This is a genomic window from Hyphomonas sp. UBA4494 (genome assembly GCF_002388935.1).
Taxonomy (GTDB): Bacteria; Pseudomonadota; Alphaproteobacteria; order Caulobacterales; family Hyphomonadaceae; genus Hyphomonas.
The window spans coordinates 35,548-57,987 of sequence record NZ_DGNK01000035.1 but is presented as its reverse complement, the minus strand read 5'-3'; the positions used below and the strand labels follow the sequence as shown (position 1 = coordinate 57,987).

The window sequence follows — 22,440 nt, the reverse complement described above, 5'->3', positions numbered from 1 at the left end:
GCCCAAGAGCTCATATCGACGGCAGTGTTTGGCACCTCGATGTCGGCTCATCTCATCCTGGGGCTGGAGCAGGTCCCAAGGGTTCGGCTGTTCGCCGATTAAAGTGGTACGTGAGCTGGGTTCAGAACGTCGCGAGACAGTTTGGTCCCTATCTGCCGTGGGTGTTGGATACTTGAGAGGATTTGTCCCTAGTACGAGAGGACCGGGATGAACACACCTCTGGTGGACCTGTTGTGGCGCCAGCCGCATTGCAGGGTAGCTATGTGTGGACTAGATAACCGCTGAAAGCATCTAAGCGGGAAACTAACCTCAAAACCAGGTATCCCTGAGAGCCGTGCAAGACCAGCACGTCGATAGGCCGGGTGTGGAAGCGCAGCGATGCGTGGAGCTAACCGGTACTAATTGCTCGATAGGCTTGATTGTTGAAATTCATGTGTAGTTGAAAGCGTATTTGCTTCTACACAGTCTCGATAAAGAACATGTTGGTATAATATCCCTGACTGGTTTCCGCCGACCCGGTGGTTATGGCAGGGGGTCCCCACCCGATCCCATCTCGAACTCGGTCGTTAAGCCCCCTTGCGCCAATGGTACTACGTCTTAAGGCGTNNCGTGGGAGAGTAGGTCGCTGCCGGGTCCGCAGAGCCCAGTCAGACAAACTTGCAGACACATCTTTCCATTACGACGATTTTGGTCGCTTTTGCGGCCTGCCGCCTGGATTTTCCAAGCGGATTTGTCCGGCCCTCGCGGCCGGATTTGCATTTAAGGGGTTACCCTCCTAAATGTAACTACAAGCTGACGCGGGATGGAGCAGTCCGGTAGCTCGTCAGGCTCATAACCTGAAGGTCGTAGGTTCAAATCCTACTCCCGCACCCATCATAAGAGTAGTTTGGCCGTCCTGAGAAATCAGGGCGGCCAAATCACCTTTTATAACAAGGTTATAGCCGCTCTCATTTTTGCGCGGCTCAAGGCAAATCCGTTGGATGGTCTTCCTCAAGACGGATCGGACCTCGTCAGCATCCGGAGACGGGTCCGAAACCACTTCCACAAGTGAGCCGATAAGCTCGGCATAGAGCTCGCCCGCGTTCGGATGAACGCTCACAACGGGCTCGCTGCCCATTGCCGCAAGTTTGCCCTCGTTTTCGACTTTTTCTGCTTCCAGGGCGACCAGCTTTTGCTTGAGGGCAGTGGTCGCGACTCCTTCAGCAATCGCATCGACAATCCGGTCGATACGCCTGCCGGCTTCAGCGATAGCCTTCTCAAGCTGAAACCGCTCGCTCCCAGTCGCCTTTTGTTGACGAACGAGTTCTGCGTGAAACTCGCGTGCGGCCGCCTTCTGCGCGTCCGGATGAAGCAGAGCGTTGTTCAGTCCTGCAAGGACGCGTTCTTCCAGTTCTTTGGCCGCAATGGTTCGATTGTTCGAGCAGGTACCCTTCTCGCGCCTTGTCGAGCAACCGTACCTGTTCTGAGAGACAATCGACATTGGACCGCCGCACACAGTACATTCCAGAAGCCCCGACAGGAGCCGTGTTGGCCGCTTCGCTCCACCACGTTTGCGGGAGTGCCTTTGTTGGCGAAGCTTCACAGCCTGCCAGAGTTCATTATCAACAATCCGAAGGTCCGGCACCTCATTGATGACCCATTCGCTTTCGGGGTTTGCCCGCATACGCTTCTTGCCGGAGAAGGGATCCGTGACCTTATGCCTGCGGTTCCAGATGCGGCGACCGATATAGAGTTCGTTGTTCAGGATGCCGTTGCCGGCATGCACCTGTCCATTGATCGTTGAGGCGCGCCAATCTGAACCGCGCGGTGCTGCGACACCTTCCTGATTCAACATGGCCGCGATGCTTCGCGGAGATTTTCCTTCAACGAACAGACGCATGATCCGTCTGATGGTCTCAGCTTCTTCGTCGTTGATGGTCAGGATGCCATTCTGTTCACCCGGTAGGATGTCGTAACCGTAGCAATGTCCTCCGGCCGATCTACCTGAATTCACAACACCAGTCTGACCGCGGCGCGTCTTCTTCGCCAGATCGCGCAGGAACATCTCATTCATCACGCCCTTGAAGCCGACATGCATCGAGTCGACTTCTCCTTCGGAAAGCGTGACGATCGACACGCCGTGAAAGGCGAGGATCTTGTAGATTGTGGCTGTGTCGGCTTGGTCGCGGGAAATGCGGTCGAGCGCCTCTGATACAACGACATTGAAGTGACCGTTCGCGGCGCCCCTAATCAGATCCTGTATACCGGGGCGCGTAACCATTGCGCCGCCCGAGATCGCGCGGTCTGAATAGACGACGGTTTCGGTCCAGGATTTCTGTTCTAGGTGTTGTCGGCAAAGAGCAATCTGGTCTTCGATTGAACGAATAGACTGAAGGTCCGACGAGTAGCGGGCGTAGATGGCGGCTTTTAGGGTCATGACCCTTTCCGATATGCCAACCTCGCATGATATCGCGCAAGCGCTTCGGCGAGATCAATCGCCCAAGATGGGGCTATTTCCCCAGAAAATTCGTCCTCGGGAGGTTCAGTTGGCTTCGCGATCGCCTTTGGAAGGCGACCGCGAGACACGAGTTTGGGGTATTTGCGGTTCACGGTCCGATAGGCAGAAGCTGATCTAGTTCAGCTTCTGACGGTTCCAGACCAGCACGCCGCTGCCATCTTCTTCCTTCTCGAAAAAGGCAGCTCTCAGTGGCTTCTCGAACCCCGGATCATCCAGCTTGACGGCAAGGTATGGAGTTTCGCCATCCTTGCTTTCCTCGCGCCAGGCGGCGCCGAGTTCTGCGCCTCCGGCGAAGATCCGGTAGTCCGGGCCGCCTTCGGCTTTCTCGGTCACCGGGACCATCTGGGCTTTCACATTGATTGTCATGGTCCGGATCGTCCCGGTCCATTTGCCATCCTTCTGGCTGAAGGTGCCAATTGTCGCCATTGCTATTCTCCTTTGCTGGCTCTGGCATGAAGGGCCTTGCGGGCCCGCTTGAACCCGGCATCCGATGCGAGGAAGGTTTCCAGCATGACAGGAACCAGGGTTTCGGGTTTCTCTTCGGCGCCATAGGTCTCGGCATAGATCGCCGCATAGTCGGCAAGCGCGGACGCGAGATCGGGTTCAACAGAGAGGGTCAGTTTGACCGGCGTGCGATCCGGCAGTTGGGCAATGCGAAGGCTCATCAGCGGCCTCCCTGAGAATAAGGCCGCAGCACGAGATCACGCGTCACGATGACCCGCACCGGCCAGCCGGGCCGGATACGAAGGGTCGGCTGGATGCCGAGGTTGCGATCAACGACGCGCTCCCCGGCCTCAGACACGCTGTCGCCGAACCCGCGCCGTATGGCACGTTCGATATCATCCTCGTCTGATCCTAGTTCCGCGCCGATGCCGAGAACGGTCGCAAGACCAGCGGCGACAAATACCCGGTCCCAGTGATGGTCTGTGCGGTCAGAAAGGCCCGCAAAACCCTGCTTGTCTGCGGCAGGTTCAGATATCTGCACAGAACTGCCATCCGGGAAGATCATTCGGTCCCAGATCAATAGTGCGCGCTGCTGGCCGAATGAGATTTCGGACTGGTAGCGCCCGATCAGCCGGGTACCCTGCGGAATGAGAAGATAAGCTCCGGTGACGGTGTCATAGACCGGCTGGGTGACCTGCCCGATGACCGAACCTGGCAGATCCGAGTTGAGGCCTGTCACAAGCGAAGCCGGGATAAGCGTGCCCGCCATGACCTGGTAGGGCGAGACCGGTGTCTCGAGATCATGCGGGTTGTAAATCGCCCCATCGCGTGCCTCGTCCGCGAAGGCGATCTTGCGGGCTTGCAAGTTGTCATCCTTACCTGGACCTGTCGGCAAGGCACCGGCGCTTTGGCTAGCGAGCGCCAGCAGCTCAGAGCCGAACGAGGCCGGAACTCCGGCAGACGGCAGGGATGCCGGCCCGATGCTCGGCCCAGCGCCAATGTCAAAGAATACGGAGGATTTGCCCGCTGCGTCGGCAAGCTTAGCCGCGACAAGACGTTCGGCCCGAAGGGCTTCATCTTCAGGCGAGGGCCTGAAATCATCCGAGGCTGCGACATCCCACTCCGGATCGAGCCCCCATTCGCGTTCCTCCGAAACCACTGTCCCGCCGAGGTCGCCGGCCATGGGTGCGCCAAGCTTTGGCGTTCCGGGCGACGGCGTCCAGGTCGCATACGACGAGGGAAGTTCTGCCAGTCCATCCGGCGCGCGCTTCGTGGCCGTGTTGTAAAGTTCCTGGCGATCCGCGGGATCGGCGGCCTTGGGCGGATCGAGCGCAATGGAGGCGGCAGCAAAGAGCCCCAGCACACCGAGCCCGGCGCCGACCATCAGGACTTTCCGGTTGATCCGTGTGACGGGTCGCGGCCGCGCGCGCAGTTTCAGGGCATCGGCCTGCTGCGGGAAAGGGGCTGGCTCGCTCATCCCTTGCTCCCGAACAGGCTCGCGAGACCAGACCTCGGTTCGCGTTTGCGGATCCGCACCACGGTCTGGGATTTCTCACCAAGGCGAAGCTCAGCGGCCCGGAAGAGATGATCGACAATGTAGTAATTGCCCTTGAGGCGATAATTGACGAGTTCGGCCTCGCCAGAAACGCCAAGGACAAAGAGGGGCGGGGCCTCCATAGTCGACAACCCTTCCGGCATCTGGATGAAAACCTGCCGCCCATCATCGAACACGCGGACGGGTCGCCAGTCTGGACGGTCACCATCGATCAGGTAATCAAAGTCCAGCCGGTCGAGTGCAACACCCGGCATGATTGATGTCTCTTCCCGCGCGAGCGCTACGCTGTTGCGAGAGATGAGTTGCGAGAGCTCGTCGGCCGGATAGCGCCAAGACAACGCCGCCATATAGGTGCCGTCACCGCTCTCCAGTTCCAGATGATAGGTCCGCCGGTCTGTCGCAATCATGAGATTGGTCGAGAGGCCGGCGCCGATCGGTTTGACCAGAACATGTGCGCGTGCTGTTCCGCCTGAACCGGAGGATGTATCTCCCACAATCCAGCGCACCGTATCGCCAGCCGAGACAGAGACCAGCGTCTCGCCGGGCTGCAGCGCAATGTCGGAGACCTGTCCCGGCGCGGCATACAATCTGTACAGCGCCCCTTCTGTATAGGGATAGACCTGAATGGCATTTACATAGCCGTCCACGGACGGCTCGATCCGGGCTTCTGATGTGCCCTTGCGGATCGTCTCGGAGGGCGAGGTATAGACACGGGTTACCGTGCGCTTGACCCCGTCGACCGGTTTCATCTGGCCGGGAAGCGGCAAAGGTGTTGGTGTTTCGACGATCTCGACAGGACGGGGCTCTGCGTCCTCGACCTGCGCGGCGGCGACAAACAGTTCCGGCTCGATCGGCGCGGCCTCCGGAACGCTGGCGCAGGCGGTGGCAAGGGCCAGTGTGGATACCAGTGTGGGAGTGCGGATCATGGGTTGTCTCCTGTGACAAGGTCTTCGCCCCAATTGAGGCTGTGGATGTAGAGGCCGAGCGGGTTGGCGCGGAGCGTCGGCGCATCGCGCGGCGGGGAGTGGATCAGGGTGAAGAGGCCGGTGAACCGTTTGACGCCGGTCAGCGCGCCATTCTCGTAGGTCTTCTCAAGCCAGCGCGCCTGGAAGGACTCGTCCGAGACGCGGACGACACTTACGACATCGACACTGCGCGAGCGACGTCCGATCTCGGCGAAGGGGTCATTGTCGCGGGCATAATCGCTGAGCGTGATGGCGGCCTTGTCGGTCACATAGTCATAGGCCGCCAACCAGTTCTGCCGGACAATGACCGGATCGATGGAAAGACTGCGGACATCGGAGATGAAGTTGGCGAGGTGATGGGCGACTTGCGCATCGGTCGGGTCGTAATTGGCGAGGGCAGGGCCGACGGCTTTCACAGAGCCTGTGTCGTCCACTTCGACCACATATGGCGTCACTGTGGATTGCAGGCTGCGCCAAACAAGGGCGGCTGAAGAGGCCGTCAGAAGGACCAGCAACCCGAGTGCCATCAGCCGCCAGTTCCTGGCCTGTACGCGGGCAGATCCGATCCGGTCATCCCAGATCTGGCCGGCTTTCTGGTAAGGCGTTTCGGGATGCGGGCTTTGCCCGTAATGGGTGGAAGTTCGCCTGAACATGGGATCAGTCCTCGTCTCTTTGAAGTTTCGGGTTCTCACCAGCCATGCCGCGGTCGCCATCTTTCAGAGCGTGCACAGTGATCGCGCCGGCATGCTGCAGGCGTTGTTCTGTGCGCAGGCGCCGGGCCCAGGCCGGGCTTGAACCGCTGGTTCCGGCATCGCTGACGCCCGTAGATGCTGTGCTCCCGCCGGTTGCCGCAAAGGCGGCTTCACTGCCGCGCCTGTAAGCATTTCGGGCGCCTTGCAAGGGCCGTCCGGCCATGCGCCGCATGGCGTCCGAGCCAGCCTGCGCCATACCTGTGGCTCCAGCGAGATGCCCGCGCCAGCCGGTGGCGCCGGAACCAAGCCGTCCAAGGTCATACGAGGTGCGAGCCGCGCCCGACATTGAGGCCCCGGCCTTGACCGCTGCCGACGCCCCGCCAATTGCGGCGCGTCCAGCAGCGACTGTGCCTGTGCCTGCGAGGATCGCGCCCGCACCCACAGCGGCTGTTGTGCCGACGACCGAACCGGCGCCAAGCTGCGGCGCCCCGGTGACAAGGCCTGACGCAATTCCCGGCGCGAACACACCCATCCAGAGAAAGACGATGGCGGCAAGCACGGTGCCCATCACTTGCGCCAGAGTCGTATCGCCCGGCCCGGTGAAAGCATCGGTGATCGAAGCAAAGAGCGTTGAGCCGATCCCGACGACGATAGCGAGCACCATCAGCTTGATGCCCGAGGTGACGACATTGCCGAGCACGCGTTCAGCGAGGAAGCTGGTCTTGTTCCAGAGCGCGAACGGGATCAGTACGAACCCGGCCAGCGTCGTCAGCTTGAATTCCAGGATCGCCACGAAGAGCTGAACCGCGAGCACGAAGAAGGCGACGAGGATGATCGCCCAGGCCAGGAACATGACAGCGATCAGGATAAAATTGTGAAAGAAGCTGATTGGACCAAGCATGTCGCCGATTTCGGCCAGCAAGGGTTCTGCCGCCTCGAACCCGACCCCGGCAATATAGCCCGGTCGCATAAGGTCGCCTGCCGTCAGCGTGCTGGAGCCCGCCTTCACACCGAGGCTCGCGAAGCTCTCGAACACGATGTTGGCGAGCAGGGTGAAGTTGCCGATGATGAAGGCGAAGAAGCCGACATAGAGCACCTTCTTGAGGAGGCCCGACATGACGTCGGCATTCTGCGACAGCGCCCAGAAGAGACCGGCGAGCGTGATGTCTATGACTATCAGTGTGGTTGTCAGGTAAGCGACATCGCCGGCAAGCAGGCCGAAGCCTGAATCGATATAGGCAATGAAGGTTTCGAGGAACCGGTCGATGACGCCCATCTCTTCCATGACGGGTCAGTCTCCGAGGAAGGATTTAAGACGGGCCCGGCCGCGTTCGGCCTCTTCAAGCTCACGTGCCCGGTCGAAGGCTATGGCCCGGTAATGGGCGGCCATCAGCGCTTCCATCTGGATCAGCTGTTCGGCCGAGAGTGCACCGATCTGGTTGCCGGCCTGCAGGGCCTGGAGATTGCCGATGGCTGTCTGGCTCTCATCCACCAAGCCGGTCAGTGCCTCGGAATCCTCGGCATTGTTGCGCACGGTCTCAGCGACCATGAGGAGCGTGTGCTTGTGGGCATTGCGCGACTGGCGCCAGCGGGCGCGCGCATCCTCTACAAGTACATCGGACTGAGGCGGTGTGTCGCCATAGGTTTCAGGATAGAGGTTCTCATACTCCTCCTCGACCTCCTCGACGCCGTAGCCAATCCCTTCGGCGTCGCGCATGAGTTCTCCGATGCGGCGGATGCGGTCGGCAATGATGGCGCGGGCAACTTCGACAGGCAGGGTTTCCAAATCCCGCGCCATTTTCTCGATCATGTCGATCTCATGGGTGAGCTGGCGAACCTGGTTATCGATTTCCTGAAGCGCTCGCACGGCCTGCAGGATGTTCTGGGCGTGGTTGGCCGGGTCGTAGACAGCAAGCTGCGCCGAGGCGGGCGGGGCCATTAGGCCAGATAGCGGAATGGCAACAAGCGCGACGGAAGACAGAAGGGCTTTCATTTGGGGGCTCCTATTCAGCGGCGATTTGTGGGAGGGTTGCATCGGGCTGCCCGGCCAGCAGGTCTGCTGCCCAGCCGAGCTGTTTCAGCTGCAGCCAGCCGCGGGCGAAGCCCGTTTCTGCGTCGGCTTCGAGTAGCCCATCCATGAGCTTCTGGTCGGCAGGTGATGCCGCCCCGCAGAAGGCGAGGGCGACTTCACCAAGGCCAAGCTCGAAGAGCCGGCAGCCAAGCGGCGAGGTATAGTAATAGTCCCGCTTCGGGATGGCCTTGGCGAGAATGTCGATCTGGCGGTCATTGAGTCCGAACCGCCGATAGATCGCCTGGGCAGTCGGCTCGAGCGCCCGCTCATTCGGCAGGAAGATCCGTGTCGGGCAGGATTCGATCAGGGCCGGTGCAATCGACGCCCCCTCAATGTCGGCAAGCGACTGGGTCGCAAACACGACCGCCACATTCTTCTTGCGCAGCGTCTTCAGCCAATCGCGGAGGCGTGCGGCAAAGACGGGATGATCCAGGAAGAGCCAGGCCTCATCGAGAATGAGCAGGGTCGGGCGGCCATCGAACCGGCCCTCTAGCCGATGAAAGAGATAGGTGATGACCGGCGCGACCGCAGACGGGGTCTGCATCAGCTCGTCCATCTCGAAACAGGCAACCGACGAGAGGTCGCAGGCTTCTGAATCGCTATCGAGCAGATGCCCGTAGGCGCCTTCCAGCGTGTAGGGGTGCAGCGCCGCCTTCAGCGTATCGGATTGCAGGATCAGGCTGAGCCCCGTTAGCGTGCGTTCGGCAACAGGCGCCGAAGCCAGCGACCGCACCGCGTCCCACAAGACAGACTTCAGGTCTGGCGTAACGGTCACGCCCTCAGCTTCGATCAGGCCGAGCAACCAGTCGGCCGCAAAGCTCGCGCCGCGGTCTGTATTGATGTCCCGAAGCGGCTGCAAGGCCGGACGCTCATCGCCGGCCAGCGGCAGCCAGGTGCCACCCAAAGCCAATGTCACCGCCCGCGCCGACCGTCCCTTGTCGAAGAAGAAGACCTGCGCGCCCTCATAGCGTTTCCATTGCGCCGCGAGCAGCGACAGGAGCACCGACTTGCCGGATCCCGTCGGCCCGATGATCAGCGCATGGCCGACATCGCCGACATGCAGGTTCAGCCGGAACGGCGTCGTGCCCTCCGTTTGCGCTTCTATGAGCGCGCGGTCCGACAGATGGTCATTCCACGCCTCGCCTGCCCAGACTGAAGAGATCGGCACGAGGTGAGCGAGGTTCAGTGTGTGCAGGATCGGCTGGCGGACATTGGCATAGACATGCCCCGGCAGGGAGCCAAGCCAGGCTTCGACGGCGTTCAGCGTCTCGCGGATGGTTGTGAACCCGCGCCCGTTGATTACCCGCTCGACCGCGCGGGTGCGTTCCTCGACCTCTTCGCGCGAAGTGCCCATGAGCGTCAGCGTCGTGGTGACATAGCCATAAGAGACAAGGTCCGAGCCGAGCTCCTGCAGCGCCGCATCGGCATCGGCGGCCTTGTTGTCGGCATCATTGTCGAGCAGGGCGGCCTGCTCGTTGAACAGCGTCTCCCGCAGGACTGCGCCGACGGATTTGCGCTTCGCAAACCAGTGCCGCCGCTTCTTCGCGAGGAGCTTTTCGGCTTCGGCCTTGTCCATCGCGATGTAGCGGGTCGTCCAGCGATAGGAAAAGCCAAGCCGGTTGAGCTCGTCCAGCATCCCAGGCAGGGTCGAGGCCGGAAAGCCCAGCAGGGTCAGTGTCGCGAGAGGCGCCTCGCCAATCCGCGGCTCGAGCCCGCCCGCAAAACTCTCATCAGCCAACACGGCATCAAGGAAGACAGGCAGTTCGGGAACCGATACGGCATGCCGCTTCGACGAGATGCAGGCGTGCAAATAGGTGAGGGTCTCCTCGTCCGAGAGCGGATGGATTTCATCCAGGGCCGTCGAGAGAAGATCCAGAGTCTGCGCGGCGCGTGTCTGGAAATGCTCCAGCCGCTGGCGCCAGTCCTCGCCGTCGCGCTTTTCTGGCCGCTCGATCAGCGCCTTCTCGGCCCGTCCCGTCGCATCGGCCGGCGGCAGCCAGAGTAGGGTGAGATAATAGGCGCTCTCGAACCGGGCGCCGGTCTCTTCGGCGGCTGCCCGCCGTTCCTGCTCTATCAGCCAAGCGGCTGGACACTCAAATGTACTCTCTTCCAGCGAGACCGCTTCCGCTCGCACAGCCTCGAAGAACAAAGCCCAGCCGGACCCGAACCGGCGGAGCACATTGTTGACCCGTGCGGTGACCGCCACGAGTTCGGCTTCCGTCGAGCTTTCAAGGTCGGGACCCCGATAGCGGAAGCTTGCCTGGAAGGCGCCGTCCTTGTTGAGGACGACGCCCGGCGCGACGAGGCACGCCCAGGGGAGGTAGTCTGGGAGCCCAGCCGGTTTTGCCGCGTATTCGGAAAGATTCAGCATGAAAGATATTCCTTGTGACGGGCAGACCGGATCGCGACGGCGAGAAAGTCGGGGTCAGACCGGGCCATGAGGACAGCGAGCGAGTGTCCCGCCACCCAGACCACCAGCCCCGGTATCCAGAGCCGGAGGCCAAGGGCCAACGCTGCCGCGATCGTCCCGATGGCGATGGCGGCCGAGCGAGGCGCGCCTGCCATCAGGATGGGTTCGGCGAGCGAGCGGTGGAGGGGGATTTCGTAGCCGTCCAGCACTAGAGCACCGCGCCGCCGCCGAAGGAGAAGAAGGTCAGGAAGAAGCTGGTCGCCGCAAAGGCGATGGACAGGCCGAACACGATCTGGATCAGCTTGCGGAACCCGCCGGAAGTCTCCCCGAAGGCGAGCGTCAGGCCAGTCAGCGTGATGATGATCACCGCCACGATCCGGGCGACAGGGCCTTCGATCGATTGCAGGATCTGGTCGAGCGGGCCTTCCCAGGGCATGCCTGTGCCGGCGGCATGCGCAGGCAGTGACAACACACTCACCGATGCCAGCAATACGCCGGCCTGAAGCGATCGGTTGAGGGCCTTGATCTGGTCGTAGAACATCCGTCGGTCTCCTTAGTTGACGATGTTGAGAAAGGGGGCGGCGAGCGGCTCGGTCCGGTATTCGGTGCCGTCAAAGCCGGTAATGCGGAGTGCCTGCTCAACGCGGCGCGCGCCGCTCGCGCGGGACATGAAGACGATCACATCGACCGCCTCGCCGATCAGGGCATGGGGAAGGGCGGTCGTTGCTTCCTCGACCAGCTGTTCGAGCCGGGTGAGTGCGCCGGAGGCGGAATTTGCATGCAGCGTGGTGATCCCGCCCGGATGGCCGGTATTCCAGGCCTTGAGGAGGTCCAGCGCTTCGCCGCCGCGTACTTCGCCGACAATGATCCGGTCAGGCCGGAGCCGCATGGTCGAGCGCACCAAATCGCGGAGTGTGATGCCGGACCGGTGCGTCCTGAGCTGCGTCACATCCTCGGCGGAACAGCGAAGCTCCCGCGTATCTTCGAGGATGACGATCCGGTCCTCTGAAAGAGCCGGTTCGGACAATAAGGCATTGGCAAAGGTCGTCTTCCCCGACGACGTCCCGCCGGCGACGACGATGTTGAGCCGGTCTTCAAGCGCCTGCCGGAGCCCTACACAGAGCGCCGGTGTCAGCGCGCCGGTCTCGACATAGGTATCGAGCGCGATGGGTTGGCCCGCAGGTTTCCGGATCGCAAAACATGGCGACTCCGAGACAGGCGGCAGGATGCCTTCGAACCGCTCGCCGGAGCCTGGCAGTTCGGCAGACACAATCGGGGAGGCCCGGTCGCAGGCTTCGCCGACAGAAGATGCGACCAGCCGGATGATCCGTTCGCGTTCGGCGCGGCCGAGCGTCTCGGATGCACGGCGCAAGCCGAAACCCGCCTTCTCGACCCAGACCGAGCCGTCAGGATTGGCGAGTATCTCGATTGTATCGGGCGCGGCCAGTGCTGCCCCAACCGGCCCGTCAAAAGCCGTGCGGAGCATCGCTGTGCGGCGGGTCTCGGTCTCGCTGGTCTGGGGCAGGGCAGACATGGTTAGGCGTGGTCCTCATCAGTGATGGGGCCAGCATCAGGGCATCAAATGCTGCCGCACAGTTGGGGCAGGAGGACAAGAAAGGCGCCTGCGGGACCTACGAGGACGCAGAGGGGCAATTCACAGGAAATCGCGCCGCACGGATTGATATCGGACCGGAAAGCAAGAATAGAACAAAACACGAACACCAAGGAGAAGCCTATGGGTCGCTACAAATCCGTTCTCATGGCCGAAAAGGATGCGCGGGACTTCCCGCACCATGTCGAATTGCCTATCCCTCCCTTCGGCCTCGGCAAACGTCTCGACATCATCGCCGCCTGGCTCAACACCAATATCGGTCCCGACTGGCGTTCGCACAGCCATCTGGAGAAGGGCGAGCACACAGCTCGCTACATGTTCAGGTCAGAGCAGGATGCCAATTGGTTTAGAGAGGAACTCAACTCAAGAGGCCAACTTGTCTGTGAAGTGGACAACGGTCGGATCGGAAATACACGAGAATCATAGTACCCGAGACGACATCAACTAATGCCACATTTGATATTCTTCTGCTTCGAATAGCCCGGATCAGCGGCGCTCGTTCTAGATTTGTCTTAGCAACCCGCCGGACCCCGCGAGAGAGTTTGTTGGCCAAAGCGATGAAGGGGAACTGAAGTGGGTAACCACGCTAATCCCGGAACAGGCATTCTGGCTTATGGATCTCTAATCGTCGATCCGGGCGAAGAAATTGATGCATCTAAGATAGGCATAATAGAAAATGCGGAAACACCGTTCGCTGTAGAGTTCGCTCGACAGAGTGGCGCCAAACGAGGTGGGGCTCCGACGCTAGTTCCGGTGGCAACCGGAGGCGCAAAGGTAATTGGCAAAATAATTCTATTGAAAGCGTCAATCGATGACGCAGTCGACATGCTCTATCGACGTGAAATTCAGGCCGTTGGGTCCGGTAAGCGCTATACTATTCCCCCAGAAAGTGTCACGGGCAGAGTAAGGGTGAAACAGCTGCGAGATTTTTGTGGGGTTCCCACAGTGCTGTATACGGACCTTGATCAAAATATCGAAAGTCCTTCTGCCGCAAAGCTCGCCGAGCTCGCCATCCAGAGTGTTTCAATCGCCGATGCGGGGAAGGATGGTATCAGCTACCTCATAGGCGCTAAACGAAGTGGCATTCGAACAGCGCTGTCAGAAGCATACACAGAAGCGATCCTTGAAAAAACTGGAACCCGCACACTCGAAGATGCATTGCGGAAACTTCTGGCGGAAAAGGACTAAAGCTTAGCCTTGCTTCTTTTTGTTCAAATCGAAGCGCACTTCGCCGCAAAGGCAATTGAGCGCCTGTGGTGTTGGCCCGGAATATGACAGCCTTAAGAGACCTTTGCATACGTTGCATCTGGCTGCCTCGAGAACGGCTTCAAATGCGGCTGCAATTTTCTCGAATTCTTTCGGCTCAAAATTTTGCCACGCGTTGAAGTGTACTGCCGGATTTACACCCCACTCTTCGACTTTGCTTTGCGCAACCGCACCTTCGAATGCCGACAGTGTTGCAGCTATTGACTGTTCCGACTCTGTCTTTCCCCAACTCTTTGCCGCCGCCAGTGCTTCCTTCATGCGCTTTCTGATTGCAGCCAATGCAGGAGGCAAGGTGTCGTTAAGGGTGTACTGACCATCTGCGTGAAAGGGTACCGCAGCGCGCAGTCCGTCTGCCAACAGATATCCAATATGTTCCAGGTAATGTCTCAGCCGACCGGCGGCAGTTTGAACATCTCCTGCCGTCAGCGCCGCTCGGACCCGGTCCATCATATCCAAATCGTCGTAAACCAATGGTCCCGTATCAACGGTCCATCCTCCGAAAGTCACTGCTTGCGCAATGAGATTTTCAGCTCGCATGAAATTGAGCCACACGCGGTCATGCGTTGTAAGTACAAACTGTGTGTCTGCAAACTCCTTCAAAAGGAGGTGGCAAACCTGTCGGCGGTGTCCTGCATCAACTGACATCAGAACATCATCAAGCACGCAAAAGCGAAAGTCGTCGCCCAGTGTCTGCTTCATCAGCGCCAAGTAAAGACAAAGCCCCATTCCATCTTGGTGACCCTCAGAATGAAATGCTCCGGGAGGAAACTTTCCCCGCCCGTAAAAGTCGACATCAAGATTTAGCTTTGCTGGGCCTGGAGTGAGGAGACCTTCGAAGTCTTCCTCGTCGCCCTTGTTCAATTGTTTGTAGTAAGAAGCAAAATCGTTCTGAACTGCCTCGTAGATATCATTGAGTTCTGCGACGCTAATTGCGTCGAATGTGTCTTTCGCATGTTTGGCGATTTTTGCGCGTTCAGTTGCGCCTCGCCAAACATCGACAGCGGTTACCCAAATGCCGTACCTTTCCTGAGCTAGGATAAGCTGCTCTTCAGCTTTGTCTGCGTCTGACAGTTCAGGCAGCTTTTGGATTTCAGTTTGCAAAACTTCTAGCGCGCCGAGGGTAGCTTGGTCTCCAATCGCCCATGGTTTTGCAAGTGCCGAAACGGCCTCAGCCAAAGCCTCGGTAGATCCAGTTGCATTATCGAGGAGCTTGTCGACGGTCTCAATATTCGATACTGCTTCACTCAGCTTTTGCTTCTCAATTTGCCTATCCAATTGCTCACAGTACTGAATGGCTCTTGAGAGTGCTGTTCGACATTCTGTGATCTGTAGGTGCACACTTGATATCTTGTCCGCGATCTCTGTTAGGTACTTGTCTGCAGCCTTTGCTGATTCCAGTTTGACTTCGAGGTGAGCGCGCAGGTCCTCTTCATTCCAAGCCGCATCACACAGGGGACAACCATTTTCGTCGACCAATGGAAGTCCGGCCTGAATGAGTGCTTTTTGTCGCACGGCTCTCCACGCCGTCAGATCCGCTGAGAGCTGATTTAGGGCCTCTGTTGCGTCGCTTCGGCCTTTCGTTTGGGCCAAAGTTTCAGCCTTTAGGCTTGCCTGAAGACTTTGTGTTTCTTTGAGCGCCACGTCTTTTGGAGGCGAAGGCCTTTTCCCGTCGGCTGCTTTTAAGCCATCCTTGAAGTCGGTTTTTGATGAAAGCGTGGTGATATGAGGAAGCTGGAGAGTTTCCCGATGCAGGTTCACCTTCGACAAGATCGTCTCGGCCTTGATGTCCGATATCCCGAGACCTTCGGCAAAGCTGCGTTGCGCTGCTTTTGCAGCAGTGTCTGCATTTCTTGAAGTGGTCGCAGCACTGTTCGCCACAGTCGTGAGCGATTTTCGTATGGCGTCCAACCGATCTAGTCGGAGCAGGGCTTTTACATCCTCGTCCCTCTTTCCCGGGGCCGTGATAATGTATTTGACGATTTCTCTACGCGATAATGCGAACTCGGGATGCCGTGCCACCTCCGCCAACGCTGCGTTGGTCTCTTCGTCGTCAGGTGCGATTTTGGGCTTACTCGGGCGGGCTACAGAGCGCTCAATTTTGAACTTCTTTCCGCTCGACGTTAGAACGCCTTCAACCACGACGACGGCTTTGTCAGAGGCAGCGCCGGCATCTACATGCGGCCCATGCTTGCTCACACTGAGTTCATCTGTGCCAGCACCAGTAAGACGAGTTATCGATCCCGTCAGAACGAATTCAATTGCATCTACGACGCCGCTTTTGCCGGTGCCGTTTGGACCGAACACACCAAACCTGGCCTGCGAAAGGTTCAAGCTCAGATCTTTGATGCCCCGGAAGTGGGATATCTTTAGGCTCTCGATCTTGATCAAGGATCGACCTCTTCGTCTTTCTCCGGGAAGAGCGCATCCTCAACTCTTTTTGGGGTAGGGACGTTATCACCCAAAAGGACATCAACTAGACGCCCTTGAGCATCCTCTGGCATGATCCCAGCCTCCTTCATGGCAAGGGCGTACGCTTGGATTACTTGATCGACGACGGGGGACTGAGTTTTCGATTTGGCCACGCGTTTCTCCAGTGACTTTGACGGTCGAAACTACTTTAGCCATAGGTTGACTGATTTGTCTTTTTGCTTTGAGCGAGACCCACCGATTTTTAGTGCATAATCACTGATTGCGAGTACGTCGATTTCAACGCCATTTACGGTCCGCAATACGTGGTGTGACGGCCATAAATCACCGATGCTAGTTCCAGATGTGCGGATTGGACCGGTCGACGACGCGTTTCGTAAGTGCCTCCAACTCAGTTCGTGCGCGCGCTGCATCTGCTGGCGTTTCGAGCGGGTTCTTGCCCGGCCGCTGCCTCAGCCATTCGAAAATGAACTCGATGAGCAGATCCGTCTGGAACGCTGTGCCGGTTGCTAGCTTCTCGATCTGGTCTTCGACCCGTTCCAGCCGCTGGATGATCGCCGCATCGGGCCTGTCCTCAGGCGGCGTGAACAGCAGGGTCAGTGCTTCGTCGATCAGGTTGCCGACGTGGACACCATGCTCAGCAGAGAACTGCTTGACCTTGCGATGGTTCGTTTCGGAGACGCGAATGTGCAGCCTGGGATTGCGCGCCATGTCCTAAAGTTCCCGTCCGCCATTTTCTTGGGCTTGAAGGTAGTAGCGCGCGATCTGGTCCTGTATTCCGCCGCGCTGCTGCGGCGCGCGCTCTTCCTCACTTGCAATATCCTGCGAGATCTCATCCTCATCGCCGATGTCCGGTCCCACCGCTCGCGCCAGCCCGCCGGAATTATCGTCCGAGGGCGATGGTCCAGATCGATGATATCCGCCCAGCCGAGACGTATCCGAGCCGGCGGAGGCAATCGGCAGAGCGCCGACCCGCTCCGTGAAATTACGATCTTCGTAGTAGCGGAGTTTCTTCGCCCGGATCGGCGGATGGCTCGCTAGAAAGATCAGAGCGTCATCGGCTGGCATCTGCATCACTTCGCCGGGTGTCAGAAGAGGTCGTTGGGTTTCTTGTTGCGAGACCATGACATGACTGAGCCAGGGCGCGAGCCGGTGCCCGGTATAATTCTTCTGGTTTCGTTGCTCCGTCGTGGTGCCGAGCATGTCGGAGATGCGCTTGGCCGTGCGCTCGTCATTGGTCGCGAAGGCGATCCGGACATGGCAATTGTCGAGGATAGAATTGTTCTGGCCATAGGCTTTCTCGACTTGGTTCAGGGACTGCGCAATCAGGAAGGCGCGGATTCCATAGCCCGCCATGAAGGCGAGTGAACTCTCGAAGAAGTCGAGCCGCCCAAGCGCAGGGAATTCATCAAGCATCAACAGCGTCTGCCGGCGGTCTTTTCCATCCGGCAGCTCTTCGCAAAGCCGCCGGGCAATCTGATTGAGGATCAATCGCACGAGAGGCTTGGTCCGCGAGAGATCAGAGGGCGGAACCACCAAATACAACGACGCTGGCATCTCACCCCAAAACAGATCCTTTATCCGCCAGTCTGAGCCTGAAGTCGCTCGCTGGACGACTGGGTCACGATAGAGCCCTAGGAACGAGATCGCCGTCGAGACGACCGACGACTTTTCATTCTCTGATTTGTTCAAGAGCTCACGCGCCGCTTCCGCCACAACCGGATGCGTCAAAGGCCGTTCGCGACTTCCGAGGTGGTTCGTCTCAAGCATGCGCTCCAGCGTGTCACCGATCGGCCGGGCCGGATCAGACAGCATTGTCGCCACGCCTGCGAGCGACTTGTCATCTTCGGCGTAAAGAACATGCAGGATGGCGCCAACGAGCAGTGAATGGGCCGTCTTGTCCCAATGGCTACGCCGCTCCAGGGAGCCATCAGGATCGACCAGAATGTCCGCCACATTCTGCGCGTCGCGGACCTCATGTGCCCCGAGCCGCACTTCCAGCAAGGGATTGAAGCGTGAACTCGACAAGTCTGTCGGATCGAACCGAACGCATCGAGAGAAGTCCGACCGCCATTTCGACGTGAGCGCCCAGTTCTCTCCCTTGATGTCATGAATGATCGCATTGCCCGTCCATGAAAGAAGAGTCGGGATCACCAACCCAACACCCTTGCCTGACCGGGTTGGCGCGAAGGCCATGACATGCTCGGCGCCTGCATGTCGAAGATACCGGCCTTTGAACCGTCCGAGCACGACACCTGACGAACCAAGCAGACCAGATCGCCGAACATCCCGAACCGAAGACCAGCGCGCCGAGCCATAAGTCGTCGCATTCTTCTCGCGCCGAGCCCGCCACAGCGATGCGATGATTGCCATCACAATCCCGGCGATACCGCCCAGCGAGGCAATCAAACCCGCACGCGCAAACACATCTGGCGCGTAAGCGTCATAGGCATACCACCACTGGAACAGCCGCCACGGCTTGTATACTGGTTGACCCGCAAGCTCGAACCATGGACCACCCAAACGAGGCTGATGATCGAGAACGCCAGCGACCCACTGCGTCGCAATCCACACCGAACAGGTGATCAGTAACAGCGTCAGCAGGAACTGCCCCAGGAGAAACTTGGTTGGAGTAATGTTGGGCACCTCCGCCGACGCGTGGCTCCATAGTGTCATTCGGGCTAGGAAATGCGATGGGATATTGGGGGCGTTCTGAGGAGGTCAACATTTGAGCTTCGACTTGTACATCGTTAATGTCTTTAGACTTCCAGTTGCCGAAGAATCATGCTGCTCAAAGAGGTTTGTCTTGATTGCTCTTGAAGGTCGATGTCTGTTTCTTCATTACTGCTAAACTTCCTGCCCGTCGCGCTGCGGGGCGAAACACGCATTTTCGTAGGTTATCGGCCCTATGAGCAGGAAACGCTGGAAGAGTTGCGGCAAGAATTTGGTCAAAGCCACGTCTTCAAACGAAACTACGAGGACAACACTATTTTGGAGATCCCCGTTATCACCGGGGCGGAGCCACTTTCAAACACGTCAGCTGAAGAGGACCTAGCGAAAGCTCCTTGGCTCTGGAAGCCATTGCTGAACGCTGCGCTTTTGCGCGTTTTTGCGGGCCAAAGAGAAATAGTACACGACTATCCTGTAAGTGTTCTCGGAAACCCCAGAAGCAATTTTATAGCGCATTCGGACCTGCCAGATTGGATCCGAGTTTTGCCTTTGCTCGAATTCGATTCACGGACCCTGTATGGCACAAAACAAGGCCCACGATTTGGGCTCGTTTGTAATGCGAGGACTCGTCACCAACTTTTGGCTAGCTGCGATCAATTGTTGGATATCGGTCTTTCTCCGCTGGGACGCTATGTGCAGATTGAATTGCCTCAGAAAGACCTTCGATTGAATCCCCGACAACTGACAGTCGGTCGAGTGGCATCGATCGACGGGGATGCGTTAATTCTCGATGATCATCGAGATGGCTTTGAACGTGTGAAAGCCAACGAAGCGAGATTGACGGGAAACCTTTCTGATTTCGACTGGTGCGTGAACTCACTTCTTCCTCACGACGGCGAGGCGACCTTGGCCAAGGCCCGAGCAGCAATCAGCGCGCTAAATCAAGGCCCCGGAAGACTGAATCTGATCAGTCAAACAGCCGATTATCTAAGAACCGCGGGGTTGGAGGCGGTTCCCGGTGTGTCTTTTGAATTGGGCGAATGGTTGTCGAGTTCGGACGCGGGATTCCCAGGAACAGAGATCATCGACAAGCCCACGCTAGTATTTCACCCATCAGGGCGTCCAAATGACACTTGGAATGAGCGGGGAATCAAAGCCCATGGCCCTCATGACCAACGAACATTTTCGCCGAAGCAACTCAACATCGCGGTCATTTGCCAAGGTCGGTATGAAGGCCAAGTGGACCGGTTCATGGGCAAGTTTCTTGACGGTATGCCAGATGTTGAACTCAGAAATGGTCGCAAGCCTTACGATGACGGCTTCTTAAGCCGTTTCCGTCTTGAGCGCGCCAATGTTCAAACCTTCCGCACGACCTCTGCAACGAGAATGGGTTATGAGGAGGCATGCAAAGCTGCACTGAAGCACGCCGCCGACAATGGATTCAGATGGGATTTGGCGATTGTGCAAATCGAAGAAGAATTCAAGGCTTTGCCGGGGCGAGAAAATCCTTACTTTGCGTCGAAGTCTATGCTGCTTCGCAACGATGTTGCAGTTCAAAATGTTCGCATCGAAACTATGCGCGATGCCGACGCCAGCCTCATTTATACAATGAACCAGATAAGCTTGGCTGCGTATGCGAAACTCGGCGGTCGGCCTTGGTTATTGAGCGCTCAACAGGCGGTTACGCATGAGCTTGTGATTGGTCTTGGTTCACATACGGAACAAAAATCGCGATTCGACGAGAGCGTTCGATATGTAGGCATCACAACTGTGTTCTCTAGCGATGGAGGATACCACCTCAGCGAACGAACCGGTGTGGTGCGATTCGAAGAATATGCACGTGAATTAACGGATACGCTTACCCGAACGATTGAGCGCGTACGTCGTGAGGACAATTGGAAGAATACGGATAGAGTGCGGCTGGTTTTTCACGCATTCAAGCAGATAAAAAATATAGAAGCTGAAGCCATTAAGGACGCAGTGGAGGCTCTCGATCTTGAGAATGTGGTTTTCGCTTTCGTCCATGTGGTAGAGCGCCATCCATTCTTGATTTTTGATCGAAATCAACAAGGGTTGCCGCAGTGGCAAAAGGATCCTTCAAAGCGAAAAGGTGCGCTCGGACCTTCAAGAGGGGTCCATATTAAGCTAGGGGACTTTGAGTCGCTTGTTGTGTTTGCCGGTGTGAACGAACTGAAGCAGGCGGCACACGGAATGCCCCGCGCTTGCCTCCTTAAGCTTCACCGCCATTCCACATTCACGGACATGACATACCTCGCACGTCAGGCGTTTGATTTCACCGCCCATTCGTGGCGAGTTATGACTCCGGAACCATTTCCGATCACGATAAAGTACTCTGATCTGATTGCCGAGCGACTTGCTGGGCTTAAAGAAATTGAGAGCTGGGATGATGATGCCGTACGATTTCGAAATATCGGCAGAGCTCCTTGGTTTTTGTGATGGATATTGCAGCTATCAAGACGACGCTGAGCCAGCGCCTCTTTGAGGCTCATGAACTTCCAACTCACGTAGAAGCCTGTTCACGGTTCTTGAGTCCATGGTGGGGCGATCTAAGCAATCTACAGCAGGTAACTTCGAACGGTTCTTATCGCGATGTGGCCACGATGGGGTTCGCGCTGAGCGCGTCCTCGCAGAATGAAGCGCTGGCTACGGCGTTCGTCGAAGGCGCAATGCAATTGTCCGGACGCGTTCCTTTCGCACAAGGGCGCGCGCCATCTTTGGAAATGGACGGAGTGGCGCTGTTTGGACTCGCTATTGGATATCGATCGCTATCTGCGCACAATTTGGATCATGCGTGGCTGCAGGAAATACTAGAAAGGTCAGCTACCGCGCTTAAAGGGGATAATTGGCAATGGAGTCTAGTGCGGTCCGCACAATTCGCACTCGATCCCAACATCGAGATCGCCGAAATTGATCCGACGCTGCATGTTGCTATTTGTGAGCGCTTTGGAATGCTCATCGATGAAGATCTCAGTCAACGTGCTTGGACTCGGCTTGTTGAGGATATCGAAGACAGCGACCCAAGTCGGCGAGCAGCGCTCCAAGGAACGTTTCTGGCATGTGCATCAGCGTTGGCGCGGCTGCCAATACGTGGTGCCGGTGTTCGAGAGCTAATTGAGATACTCGAGGGAGTTTCTCGATCTATGGGACACTGGACGTATGAAAAGAAGCAAAGGGTTCAGAACGTCGCGCCGCAAAAATGGGAGATTGACCATGAGTACCACGTTCAAAATCTTCTTTGGACAATTCTACGGCCTGTTTTTCCGGATCTTGTCGATGAGGAAACCTTAAAGAAGATTGGCCACACGTCGCCGCGATATGATCTCGGTGTTCCGAGCCTAAGCACAATAATTGAGGTCAAGTTCCTGCGTAAGAGAGGTCAGGCAGCGCTGAAAGATATCACTGATGAAATTGCCGCAGACCATTCCTTATACCTTCGACCAGGGACCGGTTTCACTCGCATGCTTGCATTCATTTGGGATGAGACGCGGCAAACTGAAGAGTATCAAACGCTAAAGGCTGGATTAGAGCAACTCGGCGGCATCGAGCGGATAATCATCATTCCACGTCCGTCCAAAATGAATCGCAATGCCAACGTATCGGCAAATAAGTAGCGAAAATCACTGCGGCAATTGTTAGGTTACAATCTGCTGAACGGAGCGAAGGACCGTCAAACTAAGTTAAACTGCGACGGTTCCACCATGTTCTTCGGTATGCAACGCAATAGTACTATGCCGATCATGAGCATCGGTTTCTGGTCGCGGCGATAACATCCGAATAAAGACACTCATTGCCATAGTCTGTCTCTGCAAT

20 protein-coding genes, 1 tRNA gene and 2 rRNA genes are annotated in these 22,440 nt (G+C 57.7%); 7 read left to right on the top strand and 16 right to left on the bottom strand.

The features are described 5' to 3' along the window. The 3 genes from B2P82_RS14190 to B2P82_RS14180 all read left to right on the top strand — a co-directional run. Nucleotides 1–423: ribosomal RNA gene (locus B2P82_RS14190) — 23S ribosomal RNA — on the top strand; the annotation flags it as partial. 91 nt (nt 424–514) lie between these two features. Beyond that, nucleotides 515–634: ribosomal RNA gene (rrf, locus tag B2P82_RS14185) — 5S ribosomal RNA — on the top strand. A gap of 162 nt (nt 635–796) precedes the next feature. Then, nucleotides 797–873 (top strand) — tRNA-Met (locus B2P82_RS14180). On the opposite strand, the gene B2P82_RS17080 is transcribed toward B2P82_RS14180, so the two are convergent. The 12 genes from B2P82_RS17080 to trbB form a co-directional block, all read right to left on the bottom strand. Beyond that, nucleotides 830–2,416: a recombinase family protein gene (locus tag B2P82_RS17080; protein WP_367173547.1), complete on the bottom strand. Its 1,587-nt coding sequence runs from the start codon at nt 2,414–2,416 to the stop codon at nt 830–832. The two genes, B2P82_RS14180 and B2P82_RS17080, sit on opposite strands and share 44 nt — an antisense overlap. Before the next feature lie 195 nt (nt 2,417–2,611). Beyond that, nucleotides 2,612–2,923 carry a DUF736 domain-containing protein gene (locus B2P82_RS14170; RefSeq protein ID WP_013301538.1) on the bottom strand — a complete coding sequence of 104 codons (312 nt, stop codon included), beginning with the start codon at nt 2,921–2,923 and terminating at the stop codon, nt 2,612–2,614. Nucleotides 2,924–2,925: 2 nt separating this feature from the next. Next, a complete protein-coding gene (locus tag B2P82_RS14165; RefSeq protein ID WP_084393364.1) occupies nt 2,926–3,162 on the bottom strand; it encodes a DUF2274 domain-containing protein in 237 nt (78 codons plus the stop codon). Further along, nucleotides 3,162–4,418, bottom strand: coding sequence for a TraB/TrbI/VirB10 family type IV secretion system protein (locus tag B2P82_RS14160; RefSeq protein WP_290497606.1), 1,257 nt, complete (start codon nt 4,416–4,418; stop codon nt 3,162–3,164). The genes B2P82_RS14165 and B2P82_RS14160 overlap by 1 nt, the downstream gene beginning before the upstream one ends. Next, on the bottom strand, nt 4,415–5,422 hold the full coding sequence (gene trbG / locus B2P82_RS14155; RefSeq protein WP_290497604.1) for a P-type conjugative transfer protein TrbG: 1,008 nt from the start codon (nt 5,420–5,422) through the stop codon (nt 4,415–4,417). The genes B2P82_RS14160 and trbG overlap by 4 nt, the downstream gene beginning before the upstream one ends. After that, nucleotides 5,419–6,114 (bottom strand): conjugal transfer protein TrbF, encoded by a 696-nt coding sequence (gene trbF, locus B2P82_RS14150; RefSeq protein WP_035552024.1) that lies wholly within the window; start codon nt 6,112–6,114, stop codon nt 5,419–5,421. The genes trbG and trbF overlap by 4 nt, the downstream gene beginning before the upstream one ends. Before the next feature lie 4 nt (nt 6,115–6,118). Next, nucleotides 6,119–7,438, bottom strand: coding sequence for a P-type conjugative transfer protein TrbL (gene trbL / locus B2P82_RS14145; RefSeq protein WP_290497603.1), 1,320 nt, complete (start codon nt 7,436–7,438; stop codon nt 6,119–6,121). Between the two features lie 6 nt (nt 7,439–7,444). Then, nucleotides 7,445–8,146 carry a P-type conjugative transfer protein TrbJ gene (gene trbJ / locus B2P82_RS14140; RefSeq protein ID WP_084393368.1) on the bottom strand — a complete coding sequence of 234 codons (702 nt, stop codon included), beginning with the start codon at nt 8,144–8,146 and terminating at the stop codon, nt 7,445–7,447. A gap of 10 nt (nt 8,147–8,156) precedes the next feature. Beyond that, nucleotides 8,157–10,595 (bottom strand): conjugal transfer protein TrbE, encoded by a 2,439-nt coding sequence (gene trbE / locus B2P82_RS14135; protein WP_290497602.1) that lies wholly within the window; start codon nt 10,593–10,595, stop codon nt 8,157–8,159. Further along, on the bottom strand, nt 10,589–10,843 hold the full coding sequence (locus tag B2P82_RS14130; RefSeq protein ID WP_290497600.1) for a VirB3 family type IV secretion system protein: 255 nt from the start codon (nt 10,841–10,843) through the stop codon (nt 10,589–10,591). Before B2P82_RS14130 ends, trbE begins: the two co-directional genes overlap by 7 nt. Further along, entirely contained in the window at nt 10,843–11,175 is a 333-nt protein-coding gene (locus B2P82_RS14125; RefSeq protein WP_084397268.1) for a TrbC/VirB2 family type IV secretion system protein, read from the bottom strand. Before B2P82_RS14125 ends, B2P82_RS14130 begins: the two co-directional genes overlap by 1 nt. A gap of 12 nt (nt 11,176–11,187) precedes the next feature. Then, entirely contained in the window at nt 11,188–12,168 is a 981-nt protein-coding gene (gene trbB, locus B2P82_RS14120; RefSeq protein WP_290497598.1) for a P-type conjugative transfer ATPase TrbB, read from the bottom strand. A gap of 201 nt (nt 12,169–12,369) precedes the next feature. Between trbB and B2P82_RS14115 the strand changes: the two genes are divergently transcribed. Further along, a complete protein-coding gene (locus tag B2P82_RS14115) occupies nt 12,370–12,672 on the top strand; it encodes a hypothetical protein (RefSeq protein ID WP_290497597.1) in 303 nt (100 codons plus the stop codon). 147 nt (nt 12,673–12,819) lie between these two features. After that, nucleotides 12,820–13,434, top strand: a complete 615-nt coding sequence (locus B2P82_RS14110) for a hypothetical protein (protein ID WP_290497595.1) — start codon at nt 12,820–12,822, stop codon at nt 13,432–13,434. A 3-nt stretch (nt 13,435–13,437) separates the two neighbouring features. Here the strand turns inward: B2P82_RS14110 and B2P82_RS14105 are convergent, their stop codons facing one another. From B2P82_RS14105 to B2P82_RS14090, 4 genes are all read right to left on the bottom strand, one after another. After that, complete coding sequence (locus B2P82_RS14105; protein WP_290497594.1) at nt 13,438–15,900, bottom strand: AAA family ATPase; 2,463 nt, start codon at nt 15,898–15,900, stop codon at nt 13,438–13,440. Further along, entirely contained in the window at nt 15,897–16,094 is a 198-nt protein-coding gene (locus B2P82_RS14100; protein ID WP_290497593.1) for a hypothetical protein, read from the bottom strand. Before B2P82_RS14100 ends, B2P82_RS14105 begins: the two co-directional genes overlap by 4 nt. A 178-nt stretch (nt 16,095–16,272) precedes the next feature. Then, the gene (locus B2P82_RS14095) at nt 16,273–16,650 is read right to left on the bottom strand and encodes a hypothetical protein (RefSeq protein WP_290497592.1); all 378 of its coding nucleotides are present in this window, start codon (nt 16,648–16,650) and stop codon (nt 16,273–16,275) included. A gap of 3 nt (nt 16,651–16,653) precedes the next feature. Continuing rightward, nucleotides 16,654–18,576, bottom strand: coding sequence for an IncP-type conjugal transfer protein TraG (locus B2P82_RS14090; RefSeq protein ID WP_349679752.1), 1,923 nt, complete (start codon nt 18,574–18,576; stop codon nt 16,654–16,656). A gap of 189 nt (nt 18,577–18,765) precedes the next feature. Here B2P82_RS14090 and B2P82_RS14085 point away from each other — a divergent pair, with 189 nt between their 5' ends. Then, a complete protein-coding gene (locus tag B2P82_RS14085) occupies nt 18,766–21,066 on the top strand; it encodes an argonaute/piwi family protein (protein ID WP_290497589.1) in 2,301 nt (766 codons plus the stop codon). Beyond that, on the top strand, nt 21,066–22,241 hold the full coding sequence (locus B2P82_RS14080) for a PD-(D/E)XK nuclease domain-containing protein (protein ID WP_290497588.1): 1,176 nt from the start codon (nt 21,066–21,068) through the stop codon (nt 22,239–22,241). Before B2P82_RS14085 ends, B2P82_RS14080 begins: the two co-directional genes overlap by 1 nt. The last annotated feature ends 199 nt before the right edge of the window (nt 22,242–22,440 follow it).